Consider the following 23,191-nt stretch of genomic DNA (forward strand, 5'->3'; position numbering starts at 1 on the left):
TGATGAGTGACGGATTTTCCCGCCGGGCGTTTCTCGGCCACGGCCTGGCCATCGGCGGCGGTCTGCTGCTCGGTGGCTGCGATAGCGGCGCGGCCACCCGGGGCGCTTCGGTGCTGGCCGGCAAGCCCGTCAGTGGCGGGCGCCTGCGCGTCGGCATTATCGATGGCGACCAATCCGGCAACCTCGATGCCCATAAACCGGTAGGCGGCGGGATCATTCGTGGCTGGGCCCTGTACAGCAAGTTCTGGGAATGGAACACCGACGTCAGCACGCGCCTGGCCCTGGCCGAATTCGCCGAGCCGAATGCCGACGCCAGCGCCTGGACCATTCGCCTCAAGCCGGGCCTGGAATTCCATCATGGCAAGAGCATCGGCGCCGATGACATGCTGTTTTCGTTGTTGCGCCTGACCGATCCCAAGCTGGCCTCACCCTTTGCCGGCCTGGTCGGCGCCATCGACCGCAATGCCTTGCGCAAGCTGGACGAGCGCACCATCGAAATCCGTTTCCAGCAGGGCCAGAGCTTTTTTCCGCTGGATGAAACCCTGATCAGCTTTGGTGGCATCGTCCCCACCGACTACGATCTGGTCAGCAATCCGGTGGGCGCCGGCCCCTACAGGCTCAAGCGCTTCGTACCCGGCCAGCGCTCGCTGTACACGCGTTTTGAGAATTACTACAAGCCCGGCCAACCCTATGCCGATGAACTGGAAATCATCGAGTTCAAGGACCAGGTGTCCCGCGTGGCCGCGTTGCGCGCCGGGCAGATCGACGTTGCCAGCGGCGTGCAGGCCGAGCACAGCGCCTTGCTCAAGGCCGATTCGCGCCTGTCGCTGTGTGTGTCGCCGAGCACCTCGTTTACCGGTTTCAACCTGAACCTGGCCAAGCCGCCGTTCGACGACGTGCGGGTGCGCCAGGCGTTTCGCCTGCTGGCGGATCGACAGGAACTGGTGGACCGTGGCCTCAACGGCTTCGGGCGCATCGCCAACGACCTGTATTCGCCCCACGATCCGACCTACAACCACGCGATTGCGCAACGTCCCCATGACCTGGAGCAGGCGCGCTCGCTGCTGCGCCAGGCCGGGCAGACGGATTTGCGGGTGGAACTGACCACCACGCCCGGGCCCGGGGTCAACGCCGCGCTGGTGTTTGCCCAGCAGGCGAAAAAGGCCGGGGTCGAGGTGCGTGTCCGCCAGGTCGATGGCGCCGTATTCAATGGTCCGCAACGCGAGCAATGGCAAGTGTCGCCAGGCTCGACACCGGCACGGGGCTTTCTCGCTTCGGCGCTGCACAACGACGCGCCGCTGGCGATCTACAACCGCAGCAATTTCCATGATCCGCGCTTTGCCAGCTTGTACCGCCAGGCGCTGGCCCAACCCGACCTGGAACTGCGCAAAGGCCTGGTGCATGAGGCCCAGCAGATCCAGCACGAGCGCGGTGGTCTGCTGATCTGGGGATTCAACGATGTGCTCGACGCGGCCTCGGTGAAGGTGGGGGGCCTCGGGCCCGAGCAGACCACTTTCGCGTCCTGGCGTTTTGACGAGTTGTGGTTGAACCATGTCTGAGCCCTCGTGCAACTCCCCACGCACCCCGGCATGGCTGGCGTGGTTTATCGGGCGCCTGGGCTATGGCCTGCTCACGGCCTGGGTCATCAGCCTGGTGGTGTTTATCGCCACCCAGGCGCTGCCCTCGGACCCGGCGCGGGTGATCCTCGGCCCGGATGCGCCGTTGGCAAGCATCCTGACCCTGCAACGCCAACTGGGGCTGGACCAGCCGATCCTGTGGCAATACCTGCGCTGGCTCGGCGCCGCGTTGAGCGGCGACCTTGGCGTGTCGCTGGATTCCGGCGCACCGGTCGGCCACATCCTGTGGGGGCGTTTTGGCTATACCCTGGCTCTGTTGGCCGGGGTGATCGCCGTAGTGGTGCCGGCGGCGCTGGCACTCGGTGTGGCGCTGGCGCTACGCCGGGACAGTCGGCTGGATCGCTGGAGCCTGTCGTTGCTGATCTTTCTCAAGGCCACCCCGGGATTCCTGCTGGCGATTGGCCTGGTGTTGCTGTTTTCCATGCCGCACATGGATTTCTTGCCCGCGGTGTCGATCCTCGATCCCGACCAGGCGCTGCTGCGTCAGCTCAAGTTTCTGATACTGCCGGTATCGGCCCTGAGCCTCGGCGCATTGCCTTACCTCACGCGCATGGTGCGCGCGGCGATGATCGAGGCTCTGGAGTCCGATTATGTGATTGCCGCGCGGCTGCGCGGCATTCCCCATCGACGCATCGTGTGGGGCCACACCTTGCCCAACGCGTTGGTGCCGGCAATCCAGGGCGTGGCGCTGACCTTGCGCACGCTGATCGGCGGCGCGGTACTGGCCGAAGTGATCTTCGGCTACCCCGGTATCGGCACGGCCCTTCACGCGGCGATCCAGATGCGCGACCTGCCGATGATCCAGGCGATCGTGCTGGTGACTACCCTGGCGGTGGTGCTGATCAACCTGCTGGCCGACCTGCTCACCGTGCTGCTCACACCCAAATTGCGTACCGCGCGCCGGGTCACGATGATTCAACGCAACCGGCGGGGTATCACCCCGTGGTGGCGCCGCTCCCGAGGTGATGCATGAGTGCTCGTCGATGGTTGGCTGAACCGCAAACCCGCAAGGGCGGCTGGATTACCGTACTGGTGATTGCCTTTGCCCTGTTGGGGCCGTGGCTGGCGCCCCATGGCTCGACGGACATGGTCGGCCCGGTCTATGGCGCACCCGCGAACGGCGCATGGCTGGGTCATGATTTCCTGGGGCATGACGTGCTGTCACGGCTGCTCAGCGGCGGCTTGTCGGTGCTGTGGATGTCGGTGGCGGCGGCCAGCATCGCCCTGGCCGTGGGCAGCACGCTGGGCTTGCTGGCGGGGTTGTCGCGGCGCCGGCTGGACCAGTTGATCACCTGGTCGGCGGATGTGTCGCTGGCGTTTCCCGACCTGATCCTGGTGCTGCTGATCGTCTCCATGCTGGGGCGCGCGCCGTGGCTGATCGTGTTGACCGTCTCCATCGCGTTCATCCCCGGCGTGATCCGTCTGGCGCGGGCCAGTGCGGTAGCGGTGGCGGGGCAGGAGTTCGTCGAGGCGGCGCAGATGATGGGGTATTCGCGGCGACGCATTCTGTTCAAGGAGATCCTGCCGAACATCCTCACGCCGCTGCTGGTGCACTTCGGCAACATGCTGACCTGGGGTGTCGGAATGCTCTCCGGCCTGAGTTTTCTCGGCTACGGCGTGGCGCCGCCCACGGCGGACTGGGGCCTGATGATCAATGAAAACCAGGCCGGCCTGCTGGTGCAGCCGTGGGCCGTATTGGCGCCGGCGGTACTGATCGGCGTATTTGCCTACGGCACCAATATCCTCGCCGAAGGCATCGGCCGCAGCAGCGCACGGATGGGAGAAAAGCAGCCATGAACGCCATCACTGAAATCGATACCGGAGTGCTGGAGGTCCGTGACCTGCGTGTGGAGTTGGCGGGGCAGGTGGACGTGCTATCCGGTATCTCGTTCAACCTGCGGGCCGGGGAGATCCTTGGCCTGGTCGGAGAGTCGGGCTCGGGCAAGACCACCCTCGCGACGGCGCTGCTGGCCCACGCCCGGCGCGGTGCACGGATTGTCGGCGGTCAGGTGCGGGTGGGGGGCGAGGCGCTGTTGAGCCTCGAAGGTGAAGCCTTGCGCCGCGCCCGTGGCAGCCTGATCGGCTATGTCGCCCAGGATCCGGCCACGGCGTTGAACCCTGCGCTGCGCATCGGCAGCCTGTTGCGTGAGACCCTGGCGGTGCACTCGTTGCGAGGCGGGTATGCGGCGCAACGGCAGCGAATCGATGAAACCTTGCGCGATGTCGGTTTGCCCCATGACCGCGAGTTCCTGCGACGCTTTCCCCATCAGCTGTCCGGCGGGCAGCAGCAGCGGGTGATGCTGGCGCTGGCTTTTGTGCTGCGTCCGCGCCTGATCGTGCTGGACGAGCCGACCACCGCCCTCGACGTGAGCACCCAGGCGCATATCCTCGCCACCCTGCGTCGCCTGTGCAAAAGCCAGGGGGTGGCGGCGGTGTACGTGTCCCATGACCTGGCGGTGATCAAGGACCTGGTGGACCGGGTGATGGTGATGTATGCCGGGCGTATCGTTGAAACCGCGACACGGGATGTCCTGTTCAACCGACCCTCCCATCCCTATACCCGCGGGCTGCTGGCGGCGATTCCGGACGTCGCGGGGCGACGGGAACTGAAGGCGATTGCCGGGCATGCGCCAGCGCCGGGGCAGCGACCGCGGGGGTGTGGTTTCGGGCCGCGTTGTGAGCGGTTCGCCTCGGGTTGCTCAGCTGTCGAACCGCCATTGCATGCAATCGCCACAGGCCATGAAGTGGCGTGTTTCGCGCCCCACGACCAGCCACTACAGGCCATTGCCCTGACGCCGATTGCGCCCCTGGTCACGCAGACCGAGCCACCCCTGCTGTCCATCGATGGCTTGAACGTCGCCTACGACCGACAGGTGTTGTTCGACATCGCGTTGCAGGTACGCCCGGGCGAGTGCCTGGCGCTGGTGGGCGAGTCCGGGTCGGGCAAGACCAGCCTGGCACGCGCCGTCGCCGGTCTTGGGGAAAATGCCGAAGGCGAGTTGAGCTACGCCGGACGCCCTTTGCCGCTGCGGGCCCGCCAGCGTGATGCGAGTGCGCGCCACCAGATCCAGTACATCTTCCAGAACCCGTATCGTGCGTTGAACCCACGGCAAACGGTGTACCAGACGCTGAGTGCACCGCTGGAGCACTTCTTCGCGGTGAAAGGCGCGGCAGCGCGGGAGCGGGTCGAGGCCGTGCTCGAGCGTGTGGCGCTGCCGGCGTCGCTGGCCGATCTGTATCCCCACAGCCTGTCGGGTGGCGAACGCCAGCGCGTGGCCATCGCCCGTGCGCTGTTGTGCGAGCCGGGCTTGTTGATCTGCGATGAAATCACCTCGGCCCTGGATGTCTCGGTGCAGGCATCGATCCTGGATCTGTTGCGCCAGTTGCAACGCGAAGGGTTGACGTTGCTGTTCGTCACCCACGACCTGGGCGTGGTCCGGGCAATTGCCGACCGCGTGCTGGTGCTGAAGGCGGGCAGGGTGGTGGAGCAGGGGGCGGTGGACAGGGTGCTCGATCAGCCTCAGGCCGCGTACACGCGCACGCTGTTGGAGCATTCGCCATCGTTGGCGTGAGTCGCAGCGTTGTGCGGTGAGCGCCGGCAAGCCGGCTCCTGCAGAGGTAGCATCATGCAAATGAGTTGCGGTTCACGCATGCCACTGTAGGAGTCGGCTTGCCGGCGATGGCGTCAGATGATGCTAGGCAACTCGCGCCTGGCGCCGCCGCGCCTCCTCCCGCACCGCCGGAATGATCCAGCGTCCGTAATCCACGGTGTCATACAGTGGGTCATACCCCCGGTTCAAGAACGTCGTGACGCCCAGGTCCACATAATCCAGCAGCGCCTGGGCCACGGTTTCCGGGGTGCCGACCAGGGCCGTGGTGTCGCCGTAAGCGCCCACGGCGGTGGCGGTGGGCATCCACAGCGCACGGTCATGCCGATCGCCCAGGGCCGCGGCAGCCAGCAGGCGTTCCGAACCGGTGCCCTTGATCCGCTTCTGCCACGGACTGCCCGCCGCAAACTGCGGGTTGGCCTTGATCTGTTGCAGGATCTGCTCGGCGCGCTGCCAGGCCAGCTCCTCGGTGGCTCCGAGAATCAAGCGCACCGACAGGCTCACCCGTGGCGCTTGCACACCCGCCGCGGCGGCAGCCGCCTTGAGCTTGGCAATCTGCTCGGCCACGCCACTCAACGGCTCGCCCCACAATGCATACAGATCCGCATGCCTGACCGCGATCTGATAGGCGATATCCGAGGAACCGCCAAACGAGATCGGGATATGCGGCTGCTGCAACGGCTTGACCGGCGAAAACGCGCCCTTGATGTGGAAGTACTTGCCCTCGAAATCGAACGGTTCTTCGGCCGTCCAGGTGCGTCGCACGATTTCCAGGTATTCATCGGTGCGCCGGTAGCGCTCGGTCTTGTCCAGCAGGAAGTCGCCTTCCTGGGGCTCGGCGGTGATGCCGGTAATCGCGTGCAGGCGGATGCGTCCGCCACCGGTAGTGTGATCCAGCGTGGCGAAAGAGCGCGCAGCCACCGTCGGTGGAGTAAGGCCCGGGCGATGGGCGATCATGAAGCCCAACCGCTCGGTGTGGGCTGCCGCATAGGCGGCGATCTGCAGGCTGTCGGCGCTGCCGGGGCCACTGGCGATCAGCACGCGGTCGAAGCCGGCGTGCTCGTGGGCGCGGGCGTGGTGGCGGATAAAGTCGAGGTCGAAATCCGGGCTGCGAACGCCACGGGTTTCCGACCACTGGCGAGGGAAAATCATGCCGACAAATTCAATGGACATGGAGCGCTCCTGCTGCGGATCAGAATTGATAATCGACCTGGGCCAGCAAGGTGCGGCCAGGCATGGGTTGCAAAAAGGTGTTGGTGGAGCCGGCCAGGCCGCTGACGAAGTTCAGCTCGTTGGTCAGGTTCAGGACCCGCAGCGTGGTGCTCCACTGCGGCTGGCGGTAGTACAGGGCGAGGTCGAGGTTGTATTCATTGGGGATCTTTACCGTCTTGCTCAGGTTCAGGTACCAGTTGCTGGTCCACCAGCCTGAAAGCTCGGCGCCAAAGCCGGAATCGAAGCGGTAGTCGACATAGCCGCTGGCGGTGTACTCGGGAATCTGCACCGCGTCGTAGCGCCCGGACGGGCGCTGGTTGAGGCTGTTGTTATCGCCAAATACCGTGCCGTTGTCGGGGATGAATCCCGCCGAGGCAAACCCGGCCTGGGAAGTGAATTCGTTGTAGGCACTGAGCTTGGACAGGTTGAGGCCGCTGCGCAGGTGGTCATCGGGTTGATAACGCACGGTGGCTTCCACGCCCTTGATCAGCAGGCGCGCAATGTTGTTATTGCTGTCGGGTGCCTGGTCGCGGGCCTGCTTGAATGCCGCCAGGGTCATGAACAGCTGGTTGGGCACGGCCTCGACCTTGACCCCCACTTCATGCAGCACGCTGAGGCTCTGGAATGCCAGCGGGTTGAGCTGGTTGGCGCCACTGCCGCTGCCCCAGCCCAGGCCGTTGGAAAAGAACCCGGTATTGACCGCCAGCGAGCGGTCGAAGGTGTAATACAGGGTGGTGTTTTCGCTGGGTTTCACATAGGGGCTGACCTGGAAGGCGAACAGCCGGTAGTTGTCACTGTCCTTGCGCCGATTGCCGCCGGCGAGCACGAACGGATTGTCGATCTCGGCCTCGATCCAGCTGCGGCTGGCGCCGATGTTCAGGCCGAAATAGTCGCCGTACTTGAGGTTGTGCTGGCTGAACAGGGTCTTGGTGGTCCAGGTGCTTTCAGCGGTGTAGGGCGCCACCGACTCGGCATACAGGCCATGCCCGGCGGCATACATCGGCGGCAGGTTGAGCCAGCCGTAGTAATTGGAGTATTGCGGCACGCCCGGTTGGCCGATCCACGCCCCATTGCCGCCGGCGGGGTTGGACCCGTCCAGGCCCAGCAGGTCGCCGGGGTTCTTGCCCGAGGGATTCTGGGTCAGGTCATAGGCATTGATGGTCGAGCCGAAACTGTTGTTGGCGGCAATCGACTGATTGAACTCGCGGCGGTAGATCAGGCCGGTGTTGCTGTCGTCCCGCAGGGTCCAGCCTCCCAGTTGGGCCTGGTTGCGTGAGTGGAACTCGAAACGGTTGTCGAAGATGTTGTCTTTCGATTGCACCTGGAACGCGCCCACGGCATCGGTGATGTCCCTGGAGCGCTGGTAGAACGTGCTGTTGGCCAGGGTGATGGTCGGCGACAGGTCGACTTCGACGTGCAATTGCGTGGTAAAGCGCCGCGAACTGCTTTCATCTTCCTTGCGCTGTCCGGTCTGCGACGACAGCGACTTTTCGCCGTTGCCCGCCAGCGTCGGGTCATACACCCAGCCGCGCAGGCTGCCGGGGCTGGCCTGGGTGTTGGGCGAGGCGGTCTGGAAGCTGCCGTCGACCACCGCGTACTGGCCCTGGGCATTGCGCTGGCGTTGCACCCAGCCGAGGGTCGGCGCATCGGCGGCGCCCGAGGCCAGCACTGGCGACCACAGGGTATTGCCGTTCTGGATGATCGGCGTGGCCCGTCCGGCGTAGTACTTGCCGTGGTCCACCAGGTCCTGGGTGGCGCGGTTCCAGCCGTGGGTGATGTTGTAGTCGTAGTAGTCGTCGTAGCTGGCGTTCCAGTCGACCCGCACATTGTCGTTGCGCCAGGCCAGGGCGCCGTAGAACGCGTCGAAATTGTTGTCGACGTTGTCGTAGAAGTCCTGCTGGCGCTGCTTGGTGATGCTCAGCCGGTAGGCCAGGTTGTCACTCAGCGGGCCCGTGTTGTCGATGCTGAACTTGTTGGAACTGCGCGAGGTGCCGTCCGGGACCCACGAGCCCAGTTCGCCACTGAGCCTGGTCTTGAACTCGTTGAAATTGGGCTTTTTGCTCAGGTAGTTGACGTAGCCGCCGCTGCCGGACACTGAGCCGTAGGTCACCGAGGACGGGCCGGCAACGATATCGGCACCCTCGTAGGCGTTGAAGTTCGCCGGGTGGCGCACGCCATAGGCGCGTTGGCCATCCTGGAATATCTCGGAGCCCTGGGCGCGAAACTGTGGCGCGATGCCGGCGTTCTGGCCGCCACCGCGGGTGATGCCCGGGGCGTACTTGACCAGATCGTCGGCGCTGTGGATCGAACCGTTGGCCAGTTGTTCGGCGTTGACCTGCACCACCGACCGCGGAGTGTCGAGCACCTTGACCTCGGTACCGCCGTACACCGAAGTCGGCGGGCGCGTGGGCAGGGCGTCGTCATCCGACTCGCCGCTGCTTGCCTGCACCGTCACGGTTTGCAGTTGGGTATCGGCGGCAAAGGCCTGCAACGGCAGGCTGGTGACCAGCAGCAGGGGTAAACGCAAGGCGATAGCGCGCATGGCAGAAGCGACTCCTGTCAGGAAAGTGAGGATAAAACGGTGGAATCAGGCCGGGTCTTTGAGCCAGAGCTTCTCGAAGCGCCAGGTGCTGAACAGCGATTCTTCGGCCTGGGCTCCACCCACGCGGGTGGAAACGCCGTCGAGCAGGTTGGCGTAGCCCCAGATCAGCATGCCGCCGCGTTCGTACTGGATCTGCTGGACCTGGTGCACCAGGGCCTTGCGTTTTTCCAGGTCGGGCTGGGCCATGGCGGCGAGAAACAGTTCGCTGAATTGCGGGTCGTTGAAATGGGTCTTGTTCGAGACCGCGAACGGTGCGTCGGTGTGAATGGCGCTGGCCAGGAACGGTGCGCCAATGCTGCCGCCGGTGCTCAGGGGCCAGTCGTTTTTCAGCGGGCCCTGGAACGTGGCCAGGTCCACCTGCCTGACCTTGAGGGTCACGCCAATGCGCCTGGCCTGTTCCGCCAACACCAGCGCTGAACTCAAGCCCGGGCCCGGGGTGGTGATCAGCTCCACCTCGAGATTCTCCTGGCCGGCGTCCTTGAGCAGTTGCGCGGCACGCGCCGGGTCATGGGGACGCGGGCCGAGATCGTGGTTGAAGGTCGGGTCGCCGGGGGCATACAAGTCATTGGCCACGCGGCCCTGGCCGTTGAGGGCGCGGCGCACCAGCTCGTCGCGGTCGGCCATCAGGCGGAACGCCTCGCGCACCCGTGGGTCATTGAACGGTGGCTTGTCCAGGTTCATGTCGAACGACAGCCAGTTACCGGTGACCGATGTGATCACCTGGAGCCGTGGGTCCTTCTGCAGGATCGGCAACTGCTCGGTGGGCAGCACATTGGCCATGTCGATCTGTCCGGAGCGCAATGCGGCGAGGCGCGAGACCTGGTCTTTGAAGTCGATGATTTCCAGCTCATCGGCGTAGGGCTTGCCCTCCTTGTAGTAGTTCTCGAAGCGGGTGAACAGCGAGCGCTGGCCCGGGGTGAAACTCTTCAACTTGTAGGGACCGGCACCCACCGGGTTGCTGACCGGATGGTAGTCCACCGGTACGATGCCGCCGAAATTGACCCAGGTTTCCGCCAGCGGCATATAGCTGCGGCCGTCGCGGAAGCTCAGGCGCACGGTACGGTTGTCGAGCTTGACCAGGTTGTCGCGATCCACCCAGTGCAACAGGGCCGCGTAGGGCGAGGCCAGTTGCGGATCGGTGAGGCGGCGGATCGAGAAGATCAGGTCATCGGCGTCGATGGTCTTGCCGTTGTGGAACTCCAGGCCCGGGCGCAGGCGCAGGGTCCAGGCACTCGCGTCGGCATTCGGCTCGGCCAGCTCGGCCAGGGCCAGGCGCGGCTGCATCTGCTCGTCCCATTCCCACAACTTGCTGTACAACGCAAAGCCGCGAACGATGCCGCTGCCCACCGGTTTATGCGCATCCAGGTTGCCGCTCTGGTTGCCATCGAGGATGCCCAGGCGCAGGCGGCCGCCATAACGCGGTTGGTCGCTGGTGGCAGTTCCCGCCGGGGTATCGTTCGGGCCGCAACCGGCTAGCAACAGGCCGCCACCGACGGTCACGCTGTAGCCGAGAAAGTCCCGGCGGCTCAGCAGTATAGTCATGGCATCAGGCTCCGCCGTTGGCCGAGTGCAGCTCCCGCACGGGCTCGTGGGGGCGGCTCAGGTCGGCCCGTTCGCTGCGAAAGTGCGGCAGGATGTGCTCGCCCAGGCGATAGGCTTCTTCCAGGTGCGGGTAGCCGGCGAGGAAAAACAGGTCGATGCCGATGCTGTTGTACTCGCGAATCCGCGCCACCACGTTTTCGTAGCTGCCCACCAGCGCGCAGCCCGGCGGGATGCCGATATAGCCGAAACCGGTCCATACATTCGGGTGGATAAAGAAGTCGTCGAAGCCCTGGTCTTCGCTCTTCTGCGCAAACCCATGCTCGTAGCTCAGCTTGCGCGCGGTGCGCAGCCCGGCGTGGGCCGCCACGGCCTTGACCGCGCCACGGGCGATGCCTTCATCGAAGAAACGCTTGGCTTCGGTGCGCGCCAGCTCTTCGGTCTCGCGGGTGATCACGTCAATCGACAGGCCGAAGCGAATATCGGTACGCCCCCATTTCAGCGCGCGTTGGCGCAGGTCGGCGATCAGCGCGGCGATCTCGTCGGGGTGTTCGGCACGCATCAGGTAGAAGTCGGCGTGCTTGGCGGCAAACTCCCGCGCGGCAATCGACGAACCCGCGGTGCAGATCAACGGCAACCGGGCCTTTTTCAATGGCCCGCGCAGGCCACCACCGTCGGCCTGGTAGAATTTGCCTGCGTAATGGAAGGTCTCGTTGTGCCAATAGCCCTTGACCACGTCCATGAACTCGGTGGCGCGCTCGTAGCGTTCATCGTGGTCGCTGTAGTCGCCGACCTGGCGTTGAATCGCATCCGAGCCGCCGTTGATGATGTTCCACACCAGGCGGTTGCCGGTGGCGCGCTGGTAGGTGGCCGCCTGCTGCACCGCCACCCAGGGGGTGTAGTGGTAGGGCTGGAACGCCGTGACGAACTGCAGGGTGCGGGTCTCGCGGGCCAGCAGCGAGCAGACGGTCCAGGGCTCTTCGCCGGTGGGCGCGTTGACCATCAGCGCGCCGCCGAAGTGGTTGATCTCGGCCGCCTTGGCGATCTGGCCCAGGTAGTCGATGTAGGTGAAGTGGTCGCCCACGCTGAACCCGGAAACCGCGCCGGTGCTGTTGGCGCCGCCGCGATGCCAGTCGCCACGATTGCGGGGATCGCCCGGCAGGAACTGGGTTTCGCCATGCAATGGCAGACGGGTGAAGAATTCGATGCTCATGCAAGCCTCCTGCTTATTGCGCGGTCGGGGCGCAGATCGGGGTGATCGGTTGGTCGTTGATGACCTTGTGGGCAAACGGGATCGAGTCCTTGAGCGAAGCGTTGACCGTGGCGCTGTGGCCAAGGCCCTTGTACAGGTGGCCTTCGACGATGGAACCGGCGTTGCAGGCGTCCTGCATCAGCTTGACCTGGGTCGCGGCGGCGGGGGTGGTGTCTTCGGCGCCGGTGCCGATGAAGATCGGCCTGGAGGTTTTCAAGGTCGGGTATGACACTTGCGCGAGCCACGGCGCCAGTTGCTTGCCCTTGTAGTCTTTCTTGGTGTTGGCGATGCTCAGGCCGAGGCCTTCCACGTCGCCTTCCAGGGCGAACAGGCAACTGGTACGGGCCTGCTCGAATATCGGCAGGGCCTTGTCGGTGTAGAAGTCGGCGGGGTTGATGCTCGGATCATATTGCTGGGCGGCGAGCAGGGTGTAGAAACCGTAGGCCAGGGTCGGGTCGACTTTGTTGCGCACCTCCTCGCTGGGGTTCTTCGCGTAGTCGAGGGTGTAGATCACCCCGGTACCGATACTGCCCCTGACGCCCAGGTCGGGGGCGTAGGTCGCGGCATAGGCCGCGGCGGCAAAGGCGCCGGCTCCCCCCTGGGACTGGCCGACGATCAAGACCTTGTCGGCCAGTCCGGGTACCCCGGCGACCACCGCCCTGGCGGCGTCGAGAATGCCGTAGGCTGCCATGCGGCTGTTGAGCAAAGGGTGGCCGCCGGGCACGCCCAACCCTTGATAGTCGGTGGCGACCACGGCAAAACCTTCCGCCAGCCAACGATTGAGGTAGGCCACGTCGCGGTACGAGCGACCTTGCCAGGACGGCGCGCACACGTCCGCCACGCCGACGGTGCCGTGGCCCCAGCTCACTACGGGCCAGCCGCCGGCAGGTGGCGTGCCCCTGGGCAGGAACAGCGCACCGGACACCGCAATCGGCGTCTTGTCATCGATACCATCGGTGGAGGTGTAGAGAATCCGTTGGGCGCTGGCGGCGTTCGCCAGGCTCAGGGTCTTGTCCAGCGGCTCGCTGCGCAGCAGTTTGCCGGGGGCGGCCGGAATCGCCTTTTCCCAGGTGTAGAACGCCGAGACGCGGCCGTCGCCTTGCAGCGGATCGGGCTTGGGCGCGTAGGCGTCGGCGGCGAAGGCGCTCATGGACAGGGCCAGGACACTGAGGCCGAAGACGAAGGAGTGCGGCAGTTTCATTGGCAATTTCCCTATCAAGGATTGGTGCTGACCTGGCCGCGCAGGGCCGGCCAGTAGTCGGTGAGTTTCAGGTCGATCAGGGCCTGGTTGGTAAAGCCGGTGGCCAGCGAGGGGCCGATGTCATAGGTGTCGCGAATCAGATGGTTGGCCAGGGCGTAGGCGGTGAGGGCCTGGTAGTGGGCCTTGAGTTGCGCATCGCTTTTGGGGGCCCAGCGGTCTTTCCAGGCCACCGGGTCGTTCTGGTCATCGCGGCGCAGCACGCTTTCGGCAGTGCCGGCGCGGGAGGAGAGCTGGTAGTAGGCGTCCTGGTTCTGCGGTTGCGAAATCCACCACGCGGCCTTGACCCAGGCGGTGGCGAGCAACTGGGTGATGTCCGGGTGTTGCCGCACAAAGGCTTCGGTGCCCCACAGGTCGGACACCAGGCGCCAGTCGTTGCTGCCTTGCTTGGTGGACCAGATGATCTTGCCCACGCCCTTGTCTTCCAGGGCATAGGCTTCGCTGAGCAGCACGGCCGCATCGACCTTGCCGGCCGACACGGCTGCCGCGCCGACCTGCGGGTTGAGGTTGGCGATCTTGAAGTCGTCGAGTTTCAGGCCCTTGCTCGCGAGGAAATTGCTGAACGCGAACTCCCATGGACGGCCCCGATGCAGGGCCAGGCGCTTGCCCTTGAGGTCTTCGATGCGCGTGGCACCGGAACCTTCGGGCACCACCAGGTAGATGTTGTTGCCGCTGCCGCCGGGCACGATCAGCTTGCCTGGTACGCCGCCGGCCCCGGCGATCACCGAAGGCAGGTCGCCCCGTACGGCAAAGTCCAGGCTGTTGTTGCTGAACCCTTCGTTGATCTGCGGGCCGGCGCCGGCGTGGGGCAGGGCGATCCATTCCAGTTTGACCCCGCGCTCACGCAGTTGCGCTTCCAGCCAACCGTCTTCGATCACCCGTCCGGCAATGCCACCGAACACTGGTTTGCCGCCCTGGGTGTAGGCGACGATGGCGATCTTCACCGAGGCCGGGGCGGTCGGTTCGGCGAGTGCGGCGGTGCTGGCCAGGACGCCGAACAGGGCGGCAATGCTGTTGCGCCAGAAGTTTTTCATGGGAGGTTCCCTGCCTGTGGTGAGGTATGGGAAGGCAGAGAGCAGATTGCATGCCAGTAGCCGAGAAAACCGCTATGGCCCTTGTATCTCCTGGGCTGTAGCAGTTCGGCCGGGGCTGTCTCGCGAGGTCTGCTGCTGATGTGCAGACACGCGATTGCTGGCCGATTGCTGCTCCAGCAGCAGCGAGCACGGAGGGTGTTGGTATATTCTTTAGTGGAATATATAAATATTAATTAATAATTAAATGGTCTAGAAAACTTCATGCACTATTGAGCACGCGCTTTTACTGCCAGGAATGCATCATGTCGCTGATCACCCATCCCAACGCCCGTGAATTGACCAAGTCGGTGCGTGCCACCGTGCTGGTCTTCAAGGACCCGCGTTCCCAGGAATTGCTCGCGCGTATCGAGCGTCTGGCCCCCAGTGAAGCCAACACCTTGATCATTGGCGAGACGGGCACGGGCAAGGAACTGGTGGCGCGGCACATCCACCATCTGAGCCGTCGCGGTCGCGAGCCTTTCGTGGCGGTGAACTGCGGTGCGTTTGCCGAAACCCTGGTGGAAAGCGAATTGTTCGGCCATGAAAAAGGTGCGTTCACCGGCGCCACCACGCACAAGGCCGGGTGGTTCGAGGCGGCTAACGGCGGCACGCTGTTCCTGGACGAAATCGGCGATCTGCCGCTGAACATGCAAGTGAAGTTGCTGCGGGTGCTGCAGGAGCGTGAAGTGGTGCGCCTGGGGTCGCGCACGCCGATTCCGATCAATGTACGGCTGGTGGCGGCTACCAACGTCAACCTGGCCGACGCGGTGGTGGCCGGGCATTTCCGGGAGGACCTGTTCTACCGCCTGCACGTCGCGACCATCCGCCTGCCGCCACTGCGCGAACGTCCGGGCGATATCCTGCCGCTGGCCGAATTTTTCCTGGAAGAACACTGCCAGCGCCTGGGCTACAACCGCGCCAGCCTGAGCATCGAAGCCGAGCGCAAAATGCTCGAGCACAGCTGGCCGGGGAATATCCGCGAGCTGGAAAACGCCATTCACCACGCCTTGCTGGTATGCCGCAATCAGCTGGTGCAACCGGCGGACCTGCACCTGGTGGACATGCGCTCCTCGGGTATTCGCCAGGATGAAGCCCATCAGGCGCCACCCGCCCTCAGCGGCCCGGTGGACCTGGAAAGCGCGCTGAATGCATTGTTCGAACAGAACATTCCCGACTTGTATGAGCACATCGAAGAAACCATCTTCCGGGCGGCCTATCGCTACTGCCACGGCAACCAGCTACAGACCGGGCGTCTGCTCAATATCAGCCGTAATATCGTGCGTGCCCGGCTGGAAAAGATCGGTGAGCTCAACAAGTCCTTGCTGGTGCCGGATTGAAAGATCCGGGATACCAGAAAGCCCGAAGGGCAGTGGCCAGAACAAAAGCTGTTCGATCAGCCGGGGCTCTGTCCTGATTGAAAAGGCCGCCAGTCGTGCTGGCGGCCGACGCTCGGATTCAATCTCGAATGCAGCGACGCCGCCTCAGCGAATACCGTCGTTGCGCAAGGCTATCGGCGTGTATTCGGCCGCTACGCTCTTGAAGCCGATTTCCATGCCGTCCTTCTCTTCGTTACGCATCCCGGAGACCAGGTAGCGGCCGTTGATCAGGTCATACAAGGCCTCGACGCCCATCCACGGAATCTTCTTGTCGTACAGCGGGGTCATGAAGCCTTCCGCCGTGCGCCACAAGGTGTTGCGGGCATCGTAGTGGTCGGCCAGGGCGATCTGCCAGGTGTCCTCGTCGACGTACAGCACGCGCTTGGCGTAGATATGCCGCTGGTCAGGCTTGAGGCTGGCTTCCACCACCCACACCCGGTGCAGTTCATAGCGGGTAATATCGGAGTTGATGTGGCCCGGCTTGATCACGTCGGTGTATTTCAGTGCGGGTGATTCCAGCTGGAAGCTGTTGTAGGGGATGTAGATTTCCTTTTTGCCGAGCAGCTTCCAGTCATAGCGATCCGGCGCGCCGTTGAACATGTCCAGGTTGTCTGCCACCCGTTGTCCGTCCGAAGCAGGGTACGGACCATCGTAGGCAATCTGTGGTGCCCGGCGCACGCGGCGCTGACCTGCACTGTAGATCCAGGCCATGCGGGGTTCCTTGACCTGGTCGAGGGTTTCGTGGACCAGCACCACGTCTCCGGCCAGGCGGGCGGGGGCCGTCACCAATTGCTTGTAGTAGAACAGCACATTGCCCGGATTCTGCGGATCGAAGTCTTTCAACTGGTCGCGATAGGTGAATTGCTGCTTGAAATACACCGGGTTGAAGGTGCCGTCGGCCAGCGGCGTTGCCTGGACGTGAGTACGCCGGACACTGCCGCCGCGGTAGCGGGTGATGTGGTTCCAGATCACCTCGAGCCCGTTCTGGGGAATGGGAAAGGGCGTGGCGATTTCAAAGTCCGACAGGCCGTTGCCACCGGAGACCAGCATCGATTTCAGTGCGTTCCTGGCGATGGCCTGGTTCACGCTATCGGGCAGGGCGGCGCTGCGATGGCTGGGGAAAACCCGCATATGGAAGCTGTCCGGGTAGCGCTTGAACAAGGCCTGTTGGCCCGGCGTCAGCTTGTCCTGGTACTGGGCGACATTCTGCGGGGTGATGGTGAACAGCGGTTTCTCGCCAGCGAATGGGTCGCTGAGGTTGCCTGTGGGGCTCGCACTGCCGGCATTCTCGGGCAGGCCGCCGGTCCAGGGCGGAATGCTGCCATCGGCGTTGCCGGCTTTTTCCGCGCCGACCGGTGTCAGGCTGTTGCCCAGCTTCGCCGCCTCACTCGCCGGCACTGCCGCCTGGGTCAGGGTAGTGGCTGCCAGCAGGGTGCAGGTGGTGGCAAACAGGATCAGGTTTTTCATGGTTTTTGCTTCCACTTAGAAGGACATGCCGAAGCTCAGGGCAACGAAGTCACGGTCAATATTCACGTTGTAGGCGCCGCCGAAAAAATCGGTGTAGGAGAGGCTGGCGGTGTAGGTATTGAGGTAGTTGGCGTCGAGCCCCAGGCTCAGCGACTTGGAGCCTTCATTGAAGCCGGGCTCGGGGCCGTAGCCCTTGACGTCGTGAGACCAGGCAACGTTGGGGTGCAGTTCCACGCCGGGAATCACCCCGTTGTAGTCCCAGATGGCGCGCACGCGGTAGCCCCAGGAAGTGCTGGTGGCGAAGCCGTCGTTGTTGCAGTTGGAGGGCGTCTGCACGTTGGTGGTGTGGGTACAGAGGCTGTTGTCCGGGTACAGCTGGCCTTGTCCGTAGGCGGTGCTGCGGCCATAGCGCAATCCGCCTTTGCCTTCCAGGCCGCCGATATGGGTGAGCCCCACTTCACCGATCAGGGTCAGGCGCTCGGCATTCATGACCTGGTCGAAGAAATGCGTGGCGGTGATCTGGGCCTGGGTGACTTCCTTGCGTCGATAGCCGGAGACATCCTGGCCATTGCCCAATGAAGCCGCACCGGACGACAGTACCGGCGTCAGCGCTGGCACACCGATGCCGGCGCTGATCAGGTCCACCGGGCTGATCTGCAGCGGCATGTTGGGCCGGTAGCTGATCTCGCCGGCCAGGGTCGTGCCGCTGGGCAGGCTGGTACTGAAACTCAGGCCGTAGAGGCGGATGTCTTCCGGGTAGTCGATGTAGTACTGCGAGGTGCCGAGTCGGTAGGCCTGCGCCAGGCTCTGGCCGGTGGGACTGGCGAGAAAGCCGCCGCAGGCGCCGGCCGGCACGCCAAGGTTGCCACACAGTTGCGGGGCAAACCCCAGGTCGGCGGCATGGGCGCTGCTGATGGCGCTGACGTAGGGTTGGCGGCTGTGGTAGTTGATGAAGTAGCCGGCAAACTCGCTGTTCAGCTCTGGCGCGAACCAGCGCAACGCCGCGCCCCACTGACCGCCGTCACGGGCATCGCGGTCGCGGGCACGGGGAATCACGACGCCTTCGTTGGACAGTTGCACGCCAAAGGGCGAAAGCCCCGCCCGCGCGGCCGCATTCTGGTCGAGTATCGGTCCCACCGGCAGGCCGTTGCAGCCGTCTGCGATCACGTCCGTCTGGGAGAAGAAAGTGCCGCAGTTGTCGATCGCGGTTTTCTGCCATTGCAGTTGGTAGAAACCTTCCGCCGAGAGGTTGTCGGTGAGGTTCTGCGACAGGTAGAACATGTTGACCGGAATCAGGCCTTCCTTGATCTCCGAACCGGGACGGCGAAAGGCCGTCACGTCTACCGGGTTGATGCTGTTGATGCCGCCCTGGATAAAGGTACTTTCGCCCCAGCTCACCACTTGCTTGCCCAGGCGGACGGTGCCGGGCAGGTCGCCGATCAGGTAGTTGTGGTAGATGAAGGCATCGAGAAACTCGGCGCCGGAAGCCTTCGCACCTTCCTCGCGACCGTGGTCGTCGATGTCCTTGAACCGCTGGTGCTCGTCCTTGAGGGCGAAGTCATACCAGTACTTGCCGCGCACGAACACGCCGCTGTCGCCGTATTTGAGTTCAAGGTCGTGCACACCCTTGAGCACCCGGCTGAAGGCGTCGCCCTTCTTGAAGTTGAGCCGGCCGTCGTCGGCGCTGTGGCTGCTGAGCAGTTCCTTTTCCGGGTTGTTCAAGGACCAACTGGAGCCCACCGAGAGGCTGGAGTCGAATTGTCCGTGAAGCTCGCCGATGTCGAAATCGATCGCCGAGGCCGGTGTGCTGGCCAACGCTGCCAGACCCAGCGCGAGGGGAAGGCGAGCCTGTTGCCATGGGGGTTGTTTACGAGTCATTGCGTTCACTACCTCTTGTTGTTTTTGTGGTGCGTTACGCGTCCCTGTACGGTTTTCAAGGCGCAGCAGGTCTCGCAGGCCATGGCAGGGACATGGCCGGTTCTCGGTGCTCAGTGGGTGGTGCTCAAAGGTCAGGTTGCGGGTGGCAGTAATCGCCTCTTCGAGTCGGCGGGCAGCGGTGGGCCCGGCTTAGCCGAGCCATTCGATCTGAAAGCTGTAGCGTCCCAGCAGGGGCATCAGCCGTTCGCGATGGGCGCCGGCGGCAATGTGTGCCACCAGCCCGCGACGCGGGTCTTGCAGCACGTTCACGCTGACGTCCTGCACTCCGGCGCTGCTCGCCTCCTGGCGTACGACCCTGGCGATCTCCAGTTGCTGCAAGGCCGGTTTGAAGATCTTGCCGACCGGGGTGACCGGCAGTGCCTCGAGGATCTCGATGCGCTTGGGCACGGCCGAGCGTTCGCAAATGGCCTGTCCGGCAAACGCCAGCAAGGTCGCAGCCGTGCAGCGCTGGCCAGGCTTGAGCTGGACGTAGGCGACAGGAACTTCGCCGGAATAGGCATCGGGGCAACCGACGGCTGCAACCAGGGCGACGGCCGGATGTGCCTGCAATGCTTCTTCAATCTGTTTCGGGTCGATGTTGTGGCCGCCGCGGATGATCAGTTCCTTCTTGCGTCCGGTCAGCCAGAAATAGCCATCGGCATCCTGGCGTCCCAGGTCGCCGGTGTTCAGCCAGCGCTGACCGTCAATCTCTATCCACAAACCCTGGTTGTGCTCGGCCTGCAGATAGCCGATAAACACGTTGGGACCATGAATGGCGATCACCCCGACTTCGTCGCTCATCGCATCGCGCAGGTAGCCACCGTGTTCATCCAGTATCACTGCGCGCATGTCCTGATAGGGCAGGCGTAGGCCGATGGAGCCGATTTTCCGTTCGCCGCCCGCGGGGTTGCACGACGACACACAGGCGCCCTCGGTAAGGCCATAGCCTTCGAGGATCGGCACGCCGATTTGTGTTTCGAAATCCTTGAACAGCTCTACCGGCATCGGTGCCGCGCCACACAAGGCGCTTTGCAGGCTGCCGAGATCGTGTCCTTTCACCGGTTGTTGCAACAGCGCGGAATACACGGTGGGAACACCGGAGAAAAAGTTGATCCTGAAGTGCTCGACCATCGCCCAGAAGCCCGGGATAACCCCGGCGCCACGGTACCCTTGAGGTGTGCCGATAACCACTTGATCGCCTTGGGTCCAAGGCATCAGGCCGGTGACCAGTTGGCCGTTGACATGGAACAGGGGCAAACCGCAGAAAATCACCAGGCCGGGTTCCCGGGGTTCCATATTGCGGGCCATGGCCCATGCATTGAAGACTTCGGAGCCGTGGCTGCGCACGGCAATTTTCGGCAGACCCGTGGTCCCACCCGTGCAGAAGTAGGAAGACGGATCTTCGGCGCGAATCTGTCTGCCGCTGTTCAAGCTCCGATGTGGCTGTTTCTTCATCAGGCCGCGCAGGTCGGCGATCGCCAGGTGGCGGTAGCGGGCCTTTTCCCGGCGGGCCATCCAGCGCAACGCCAGGCCTTTCAAAGTGCCCACATAGGGCGCCATGCTGACCCAGATCACTTGCCTGACGCTGGGTAGCTGCTCCAGTTGCGCCGCGAGCCTGGGCCACAGATCGCTGCCGGGCGTCGGTGCCAGGGTGACCACGACCCTGGCCTTGGCGGCGCGCAGCAGGTCGCCCATCTGCGAGGCTTCCAGCAGTGGATTGACCGCCATGACGATGCCTGTCGCCTCGCCGCCCCAGATGATGAAATGGGTTTCCGGCAAGTTGGGCAGAATGAAGGCGATGACGTCATCGGGGCCCAGTCCGAGCCCGTGAAACGCATTGGCGGCACGGGTAATGTCGTTGAACAGCTCGGCGTAGCTCCAGTCGTGGGTCTGCTGGAAATGCCGTGCATCGAGAAAGAAGCGCAAGGCGGGCGCATCGGGACGATCCCTGGCACACCTCGCCAAGGCTTCATAGGTACTCGCTGCCAGTCCCTGACGATTGAGTGGGGTGCGTTCCAGCGCCTGTATATCGGCCAGGTTGGTCATCGCCATCAGGCTTGCTCCACCACGAGATTACGCTGGGTGCCCAGGTCGATCTGGCCATCGCTGCTGCGAATGCTGGCCTCGACGACATCGCCGGCCTTGAGGTACTGCGTGCGGCCTTCCTGGGCTTTCAGAAACAGTTTCCACTTCACGGCCTCCGGGAGCAGGGCGCCGATTCGCTGTTTCGCGGGCGAAGGCACGGTGAGCGCGCAACCGGCGGGGGTGCCGGTGGCAATCAGGTCGCCGGCGTTGAAGTCCTGGAGTCCGGACAGCTCGCTGAGGGTTTCCGCCGGTCCGTACACCAGGTTGGCAGTGCTGTCGTTTTGTCGAACCTGTCCATTGACCGTGAGGCGCAGTTGCAGGTTTTTCAGGTGATGTATGTCGTGCGCTTCCAGCAGGCACAGGTAAGGCCCGACCGGGCCGAAGGTGCGGAAGCTTTTGCCCTTGTAGAACTGCATTTGCGGAATCTGGATATCGCGGGCCGAATAGTCATTGACCACCACCACGCCGGCGACGAATTCGTGCAGGTTCTGGTCGGTGACGGTGACCTTGCCCGTGATGGCGCGTTTGAGCACCAGGCCCAACTCGATTTCATAATCGAGAAAGCGCACGTTGCGGGGTTTGATCAGTTCACTGTCGGCGGCGACGATGCAACTGGTGGCTTTGGTGAAGATCATGTTGAAGTGCTTGGCGTCGGGGTCCATGCCTGATTCGATCATGTGCTGACGGTAGTTGGCGCCCTGGCAGACAAACTGTTGGTCGCGGGTGACTGGCGAAAGCAGCTTGACGGCGGTCAGGGGCAGATCGCCCTGGTTCATCCGGGCCAGTTCGGTGACGTTGGTGTTGTTGATGAGTTCGCCGGTACTGGCGTAGTCACCGGCGATCACGGTGATCCTGGCGGCGTGAATCACGCCCCATTGCACGCGATTCTGGTATTCGAAGCGGATTACATGCACTGCCATGACAGGGGCTCCCGAGGCGTCGATCGGCTGATGCTGCATGGCATCAGATTGTTGTTGTGCTGCGTTTGAAATGGTTGCCAACGGCCTCAGCCGAACAGGCGCGCCAGGGTGACCAGCTTGCGAAAGGTCAGGTCCGGGCTGTGCCTGAGGTTGTGAATCAATGCGCGGATGGCGCGCAGGGTCATCTTCGGCTTGGTGAAGCTGCGGGGCATGCGCTCGCCCCACTGCGCCATGGCCTGGGCACTGATGCGGTGCAACTCGGTTGGCTGCTCCTGGGTGAACAGATCGCCATCGCAGTAGTGCTCATGTTTGTCGCCCCAGGGATCTTGCCAGTAGTCGAAAATCTGGCTGCCGAGAATGTGCCGGCCGATACCCCAGGCGTGCACCCAGCCCCGCTCGCGCAGGATGCGTTGACCCATGCCGACCGCGTCCGCGTCGACCACTTCATAGGCACTGTGGCTGTAGGCGGGCATGAAGCCTTGCGCCAGGGCCAGGGTGTGATGGTCCGCCGGGGTATCGCCGAGGTCCAGGCGCATGAAGGTCACCGCGGGTGAGCCGTCAGGCAGCACCTGCACATCGCTGGGAATCAATCCGAAATGTTCCGTGTACCAGGCGCACGTCGCCTGGTAGTCGGCCACTTCCAGCACCACATGCCCCAGCTTGAGAATCTCCGGAGCGCTGGCCGGGGGGCGTTGGGTGGCGTTGATGCGCGGGAGTTGTTCGGCCACGTTGAAGGGCAGGGGAGCCCGGTGCTGCAAGGGCTTGACCGGCACTTGCCCGTGGATGGCCTCCACCACGAACCCCGACGGATCACGCAGGCGCACCCGCTCGCCGCCGCCCGGTTGTGGTTGCTCCTCAACCCCTGAAGCACCGGGCAGGCGCGCCAGCCTGAGCAGGTCTTCCCGTGTCGCGACGGCCAGTGCGAAGCCGACAAAGCGCGCTTCGTCAGCCTTCTCGATGCGGTAGCAATAAGCGGCACTGTCGGTGCCGCGCAGATACAGCGTATCGGTCGCCCGATGGCTGACGGTGAGGCCGAAATCGCGCAGGAACCGTTCCGCCTTGACCAGATCCGGGCGCTGGAAAATCAGGTAGGCAAGCCGCTGGGCCTTTACCGTCGGGTGCGGGTGGCGCGCCGGCTGCGGGGTGGCAAGGGTCAGGGTCTGGCGATTGCTCATTCTTGTTCTCCAAAGCTTTTTTCAGGCAAAAGCTGCCCGTCGCCCCTGAAAACACAGGGGGCGGGCCCAT

General features: G+C 63.9%; 16 protein-coding genes. 5 read left to right on the top strand and 11 right to left on the bottom strand.

Annotated elements, in window-relative coordinates:
- Window positions 1-2: 2 nt before the first annotated feature.
- From ACL9RJ_RS05755 to ACL9RJ_RS05770, 4 genes are read left to right on the top strand one after another with little or no spacing between them, the layout of a single operon-like run.
- Complete coding sequence (locus tag ACL9RJ_RS05755) at window positions 3-1,559, top strand: ABC transporter substrate-binding protein (protein ID WP_422765001.1); 1,557 nt, start codon at window positions 3-5, stop codon at window positions 1,557-1,559.
- Window positions 1,552-2,610 carry an ABC transporter permease gene (locus ACL9RJ_RS05760; RefSeq protein ID WP_017128113.1) on the top strand — a complete coding sequence of 353 codons (1,059 nt, stop codon included), beginning with the start codon at window positions 1,552-1,554 and terminating at the stop codon, window positions 2,608-2,610. The genes ACL9RJ_RS05755 and ACL9RJ_RS05760 overlap by 8 nt, the downstream gene beginning before the upstream one ends.
- Complete coding sequence (locus ACL9RJ_RS05765) at window positions 2,607-3,434, top strand: ABC transporter permease (protein ID WP_042936191.1); 828 nt, start codon at window positions 2,607-2,609, stop codon at window positions 3,432-3,434. The genes ACL9RJ_RS05760 and ACL9RJ_RS05765 overlap by 4 nt, the downstream gene beginning before the upstream one ends.
- Window positions 3,431-5,209 (top strand): ABC transporter ATP-binding protein, encoded by a 1,779-nt coding sequence (locus ACL9RJ_RS05770; protein ID WP_212809829.1) that lies wholly within the window; start codon window positions 3,431-3,433, stop codon window positions 5,207-5,209. The genes ACL9RJ_RS05765 and ACL9RJ_RS05770 overlap by 4 nt, the downstream gene beginning before the upstream one ends.
- 123 nt (window positions 5,210-5,332) lie before the next feature.
- On the opposite strand, the gene ACL9RJ_RS05775 is transcribed toward ACL9RJ_RS05770, so the two are convergent.
- Genes ACL9RJ_RS05775 through ACL9RJ_RS05800 form a run of 6 tightly spaced genes read right to left on the bottom strand, consistent with a single transcriptional unit; the run spans window position 5,333 to window position 14,142 of the window.
- Window positions 5,333-6,418: an LLM class flavin-dependent oxidoreductase gene (locus ACL9RJ_RS05775; RefSeq protein ID WP_177106279.1), complete on the bottom strand. Its 1,086-nt coding sequence runs from the start codon at window positions 6,416-6,418 to the stop codon at window positions 5,333-5,335.
- A 19-nt stretch (window positions 6,419-6,437) separates the two neighbouring features.
- On the bottom strand, window positions 6,438-8,999 hold the full coding sequence (locus ACL9RJ_RS05780; RefSeq protein WP_422765002.1) for a TonB-dependent receptor plug domain-containing protein: 2,562 nt from the start codon (window positions 8,997-8,999) through the stop codon (window positions 6,438-6,440).
- 45 nt (window positions 9,000-9,044) lie between these two features.
- A complete protein-coding gene (locus ACL9RJ_RS05785) occupies window positions 9,045-10,601 on the bottom strand; it encodes an ABC transporter substrate-binding protein (protein WP_103033015.1) in 1,557 nt (518 codons plus the stop codon).
- A gap of 4 nt (window positions 10,602-10,605) precedes the next feature.
- Window positions 10,606-11,811 carry an LLM class flavin-dependent oxidoreductase gene (locus ACL9RJ_RS05790; protein WP_017128119.1) on the bottom strand — a complete coding sequence of 402 codons (1,206 nt, stop codon included), beginning with the start codon at window positions 11,809-11,811 and terminating at the stop codon, window positions 10,606-10,608.
- Between the two features lie 13 nt (window positions 11,812-11,824).
- Window positions 11,825-13,051, bottom strand: coding sequence for an alpha/beta hydrolase (locus ACL9RJ_RS05795; RefSeq protein WP_017128120.1), 1,227 nt, complete (start codon window positions 13,049-13,051; stop codon window positions 11,825-11,827).
- A 14-nt stretch (window positions 13,052-13,065) separates the two neighbouring features.
- Complete coding sequence (locus tag ACL9RJ_RS05800) at window positions 13,066-14,142, bottom strand: ABC transporter substrate-binding protein (RefSeq protein ID WP_177129129.1); 1,077 nt, start codon at window positions 14,140-14,142, stop codon at window positions 13,066-13,068.
- Between the two features lie 302 nt (window positions 14,143-14,444).
- Here ACL9RJ_RS05800 and ACL9RJ_RS05805 point away from each other — a divergent pair, with 302 nt between their 5' ends.
- Window positions 14,445-15,518: a sigma-54 interaction domain-containing protein gene (locus ACL9RJ_RS05805; protein ID WP_017128122.1), complete on the top strand. Its 1,074-nt coding sequence runs from the start codon at window positions 14,445-14,447 to the stop codon at window positions 15,516-15,518.
- Window positions 15,519-15,662: 144 nt separating this feature from the next.
- Here the strand turns inward: ACL9RJ_RS05805 and ACL9RJ_RS05810 are convergent, their stop codons facing one another.
- The 5 genes from ACL9RJ_RS05810 to ACL9RJ_RS05830 form a co-directional block, all read right to left on the bottom strand.
- Window positions 15,663-17,024, bottom strand: coding sequence for a DUF1329 domain-containing protein (locus ACL9RJ_RS05810; RefSeq protein WP_017128123.1), 1,362 nt, complete (start codon window positions 17,022-17,024; stop codon window positions 15,663-15,665).
- Between the two features lie 15 nt (window positions 17,025-17,039).
- A complete protein-coding gene (locus ACL9RJ_RS05815) occupies window positions 17,040-18,902 on the bottom strand; it encodes a DUF1302 domain-containing protein (protein ID WP_178991559.1) in 1,863 nt (620 codons plus the stop codon).
- Window positions 18,903-19,091: 189 nt separating this feature from the next.
- Window positions 19,092-20,993 (bottom strand): acyl-CoA synthetase, encoded by a 1,902-nt coding sequence (locus ACL9RJ_RS05820; protein WP_177129125.1) that lies wholly within the window; start codon window positions 20,991-20,993, stop codon window positions 19,092-19,094.
- On the bottom strand, window positions 20,993-21,946 hold the full coding sequence (locus ACL9RJ_RS05825; RefSeq protein WP_017128126.1) for a fumarylacetoacetate hydrolase family protein: 954 nt from the start codon (window positions 21,944-21,946) through the stop codon (window positions 20,993-20,995). Before ACL9RJ_RS05825 ends, ACL9RJ_RS05820 begins: the two co-directional genes overlap by 1 nt.
- An 86-nt stretch (window positions 21,947-22,032) precedes the next feature.
- Entirely contained in the window at window positions 22,033-23,121 is a 1,089-nt protein-coding gene (locus tag ACL9RJ_RS05830; RefSeq protein ID WP_177106274.1) for a VOC family protein, read from the bottom strand.
- Window positions 23,122-23,191 lie beyond the last annotated feature (70 nt).

Source organism: Pseudomonas sp. Mn2068 (assembly GCF_049319725.1).
Taxonomy (GTDB): domain Bacteria; phylum Pseudomonadota; class Gammaproteobacteria; order Pseudomonadales; family Pseudomonadaceae; genus Aquipseudomonas; species Aquipseudomonas gingeri.

Coding starts and splice junctions, on each gene's coding strand:
- ACL9RJ_RS05755 (WP_422765001.1), top strand. CDS start 3: ATGAGTGACGGATTTTCCCGCCGGGCGTTTCTCGGCCACGGCCTGGCC.
- ACL9RJ_RS05760 (WP_017128113.1), top strand. CDS start 1,552: ATGTCTGAGCCCTCGTGCAACTCCCCACGCACCCCGGCATGGCTGGCG.
- ACL9RJ_RS05765 (WP_042936191.1), top strand. CDS start 2,607: ATGAGTGCTCGTCGATGGTTGGCTGAACCGCAAACCCGCAAGGGCGGC.
- ACL9RJ_RS05770 (WP_212809829.1), top strand. CDS start 3,431: ATGAACGCCATCACTGAAATCGATACCGGAGTGCTGGAGGTCCGTGAC.
- ACL9RJ_RS05775 (WP_177106279.1), bottom strand. CDS start 6,418: ATGTCCATTGAATTTGTCGGCATGATTTTCCCTCGCCAGTGGTCGGAA.
- ACL9RJ_RS05780 (WP_422765002.1), bottom strand. CDS start 8,999: ATGCGCGCTATCGCCTTGCGTTTACCCCTGCTGCTGGTCACCAGCCTG.
- ACL9RJ_RS05785 (WP_103033015.1), bottom strand. CDS start 10,601: ATGACTATACTGCTGAGCCGCCGGGACTTTCTCGGCTACAGCGTGACC.
- ACL9RJ_RS05790 (WP_017128119.1), bottom strand. CDS start 11,811: ATGAGCATCGAATTCTTCACCCGTCTGCCATTGCATGGCGAAACCCAG.
- ACL9RJ_RS05795 (WP_017128120.1), bottom strand. CDS start 13,051: ATGAAACTGCCGCACTCCTTCGTCTTCGGCCTCAGTGTCCTGGCCCTG.
- ACL9RJ_RS05800 (WP_177129129.1), bottom strand. CDS start 14,142: ATGAAAAACTTCTGGCGCAACAGCATTGCCGCCCTGTTCGGCGTCCTG.
- ACL9RJ_RS05805 (WP_017128122.1), top strand. CDS start 14,445: ATGTCGCTGATCACCCATCCCAACGCCCGTGAATTGACCAAGTCGGTG.
- ACL9RJ_RS05810 (WP_017128123.1), bottom strand. CDS start 17,024: ATGAAAAACCTGATCCTGTTTGCCACCACCTGCACCCTGCTGGCAGCC.
- ACL9RJ_RS05815 (WP_178991559.1), bottom strand. CDS start 18,902: ATGACTCGTAAACAACCCCCATGGCAACAGGCTCGCCTTCCCCTCGCG.
- ACL9RJ_RS05820 (WP_177129125.1), bottom strand. CDS start 20,993: ATGGCGATGACCAACCTGGCCGATATACAGGCGCTGGAACGCACCCCA.
- ACL9RJ_RS05825 (WP_017128126.1), bottom strand. CDS start 21,946: ATGGCAGTGCATGTAATCCGCTTCGAATACCAGAATCGCGTGCAATGG.
- ACL9RJ_RS05830 (WP_177106274.1), bottom strand. CDS start 23,121: ATGAGCAATCGCCAGACCCTGACCCTTGCCACCCCGCAGCCGGCGCGC.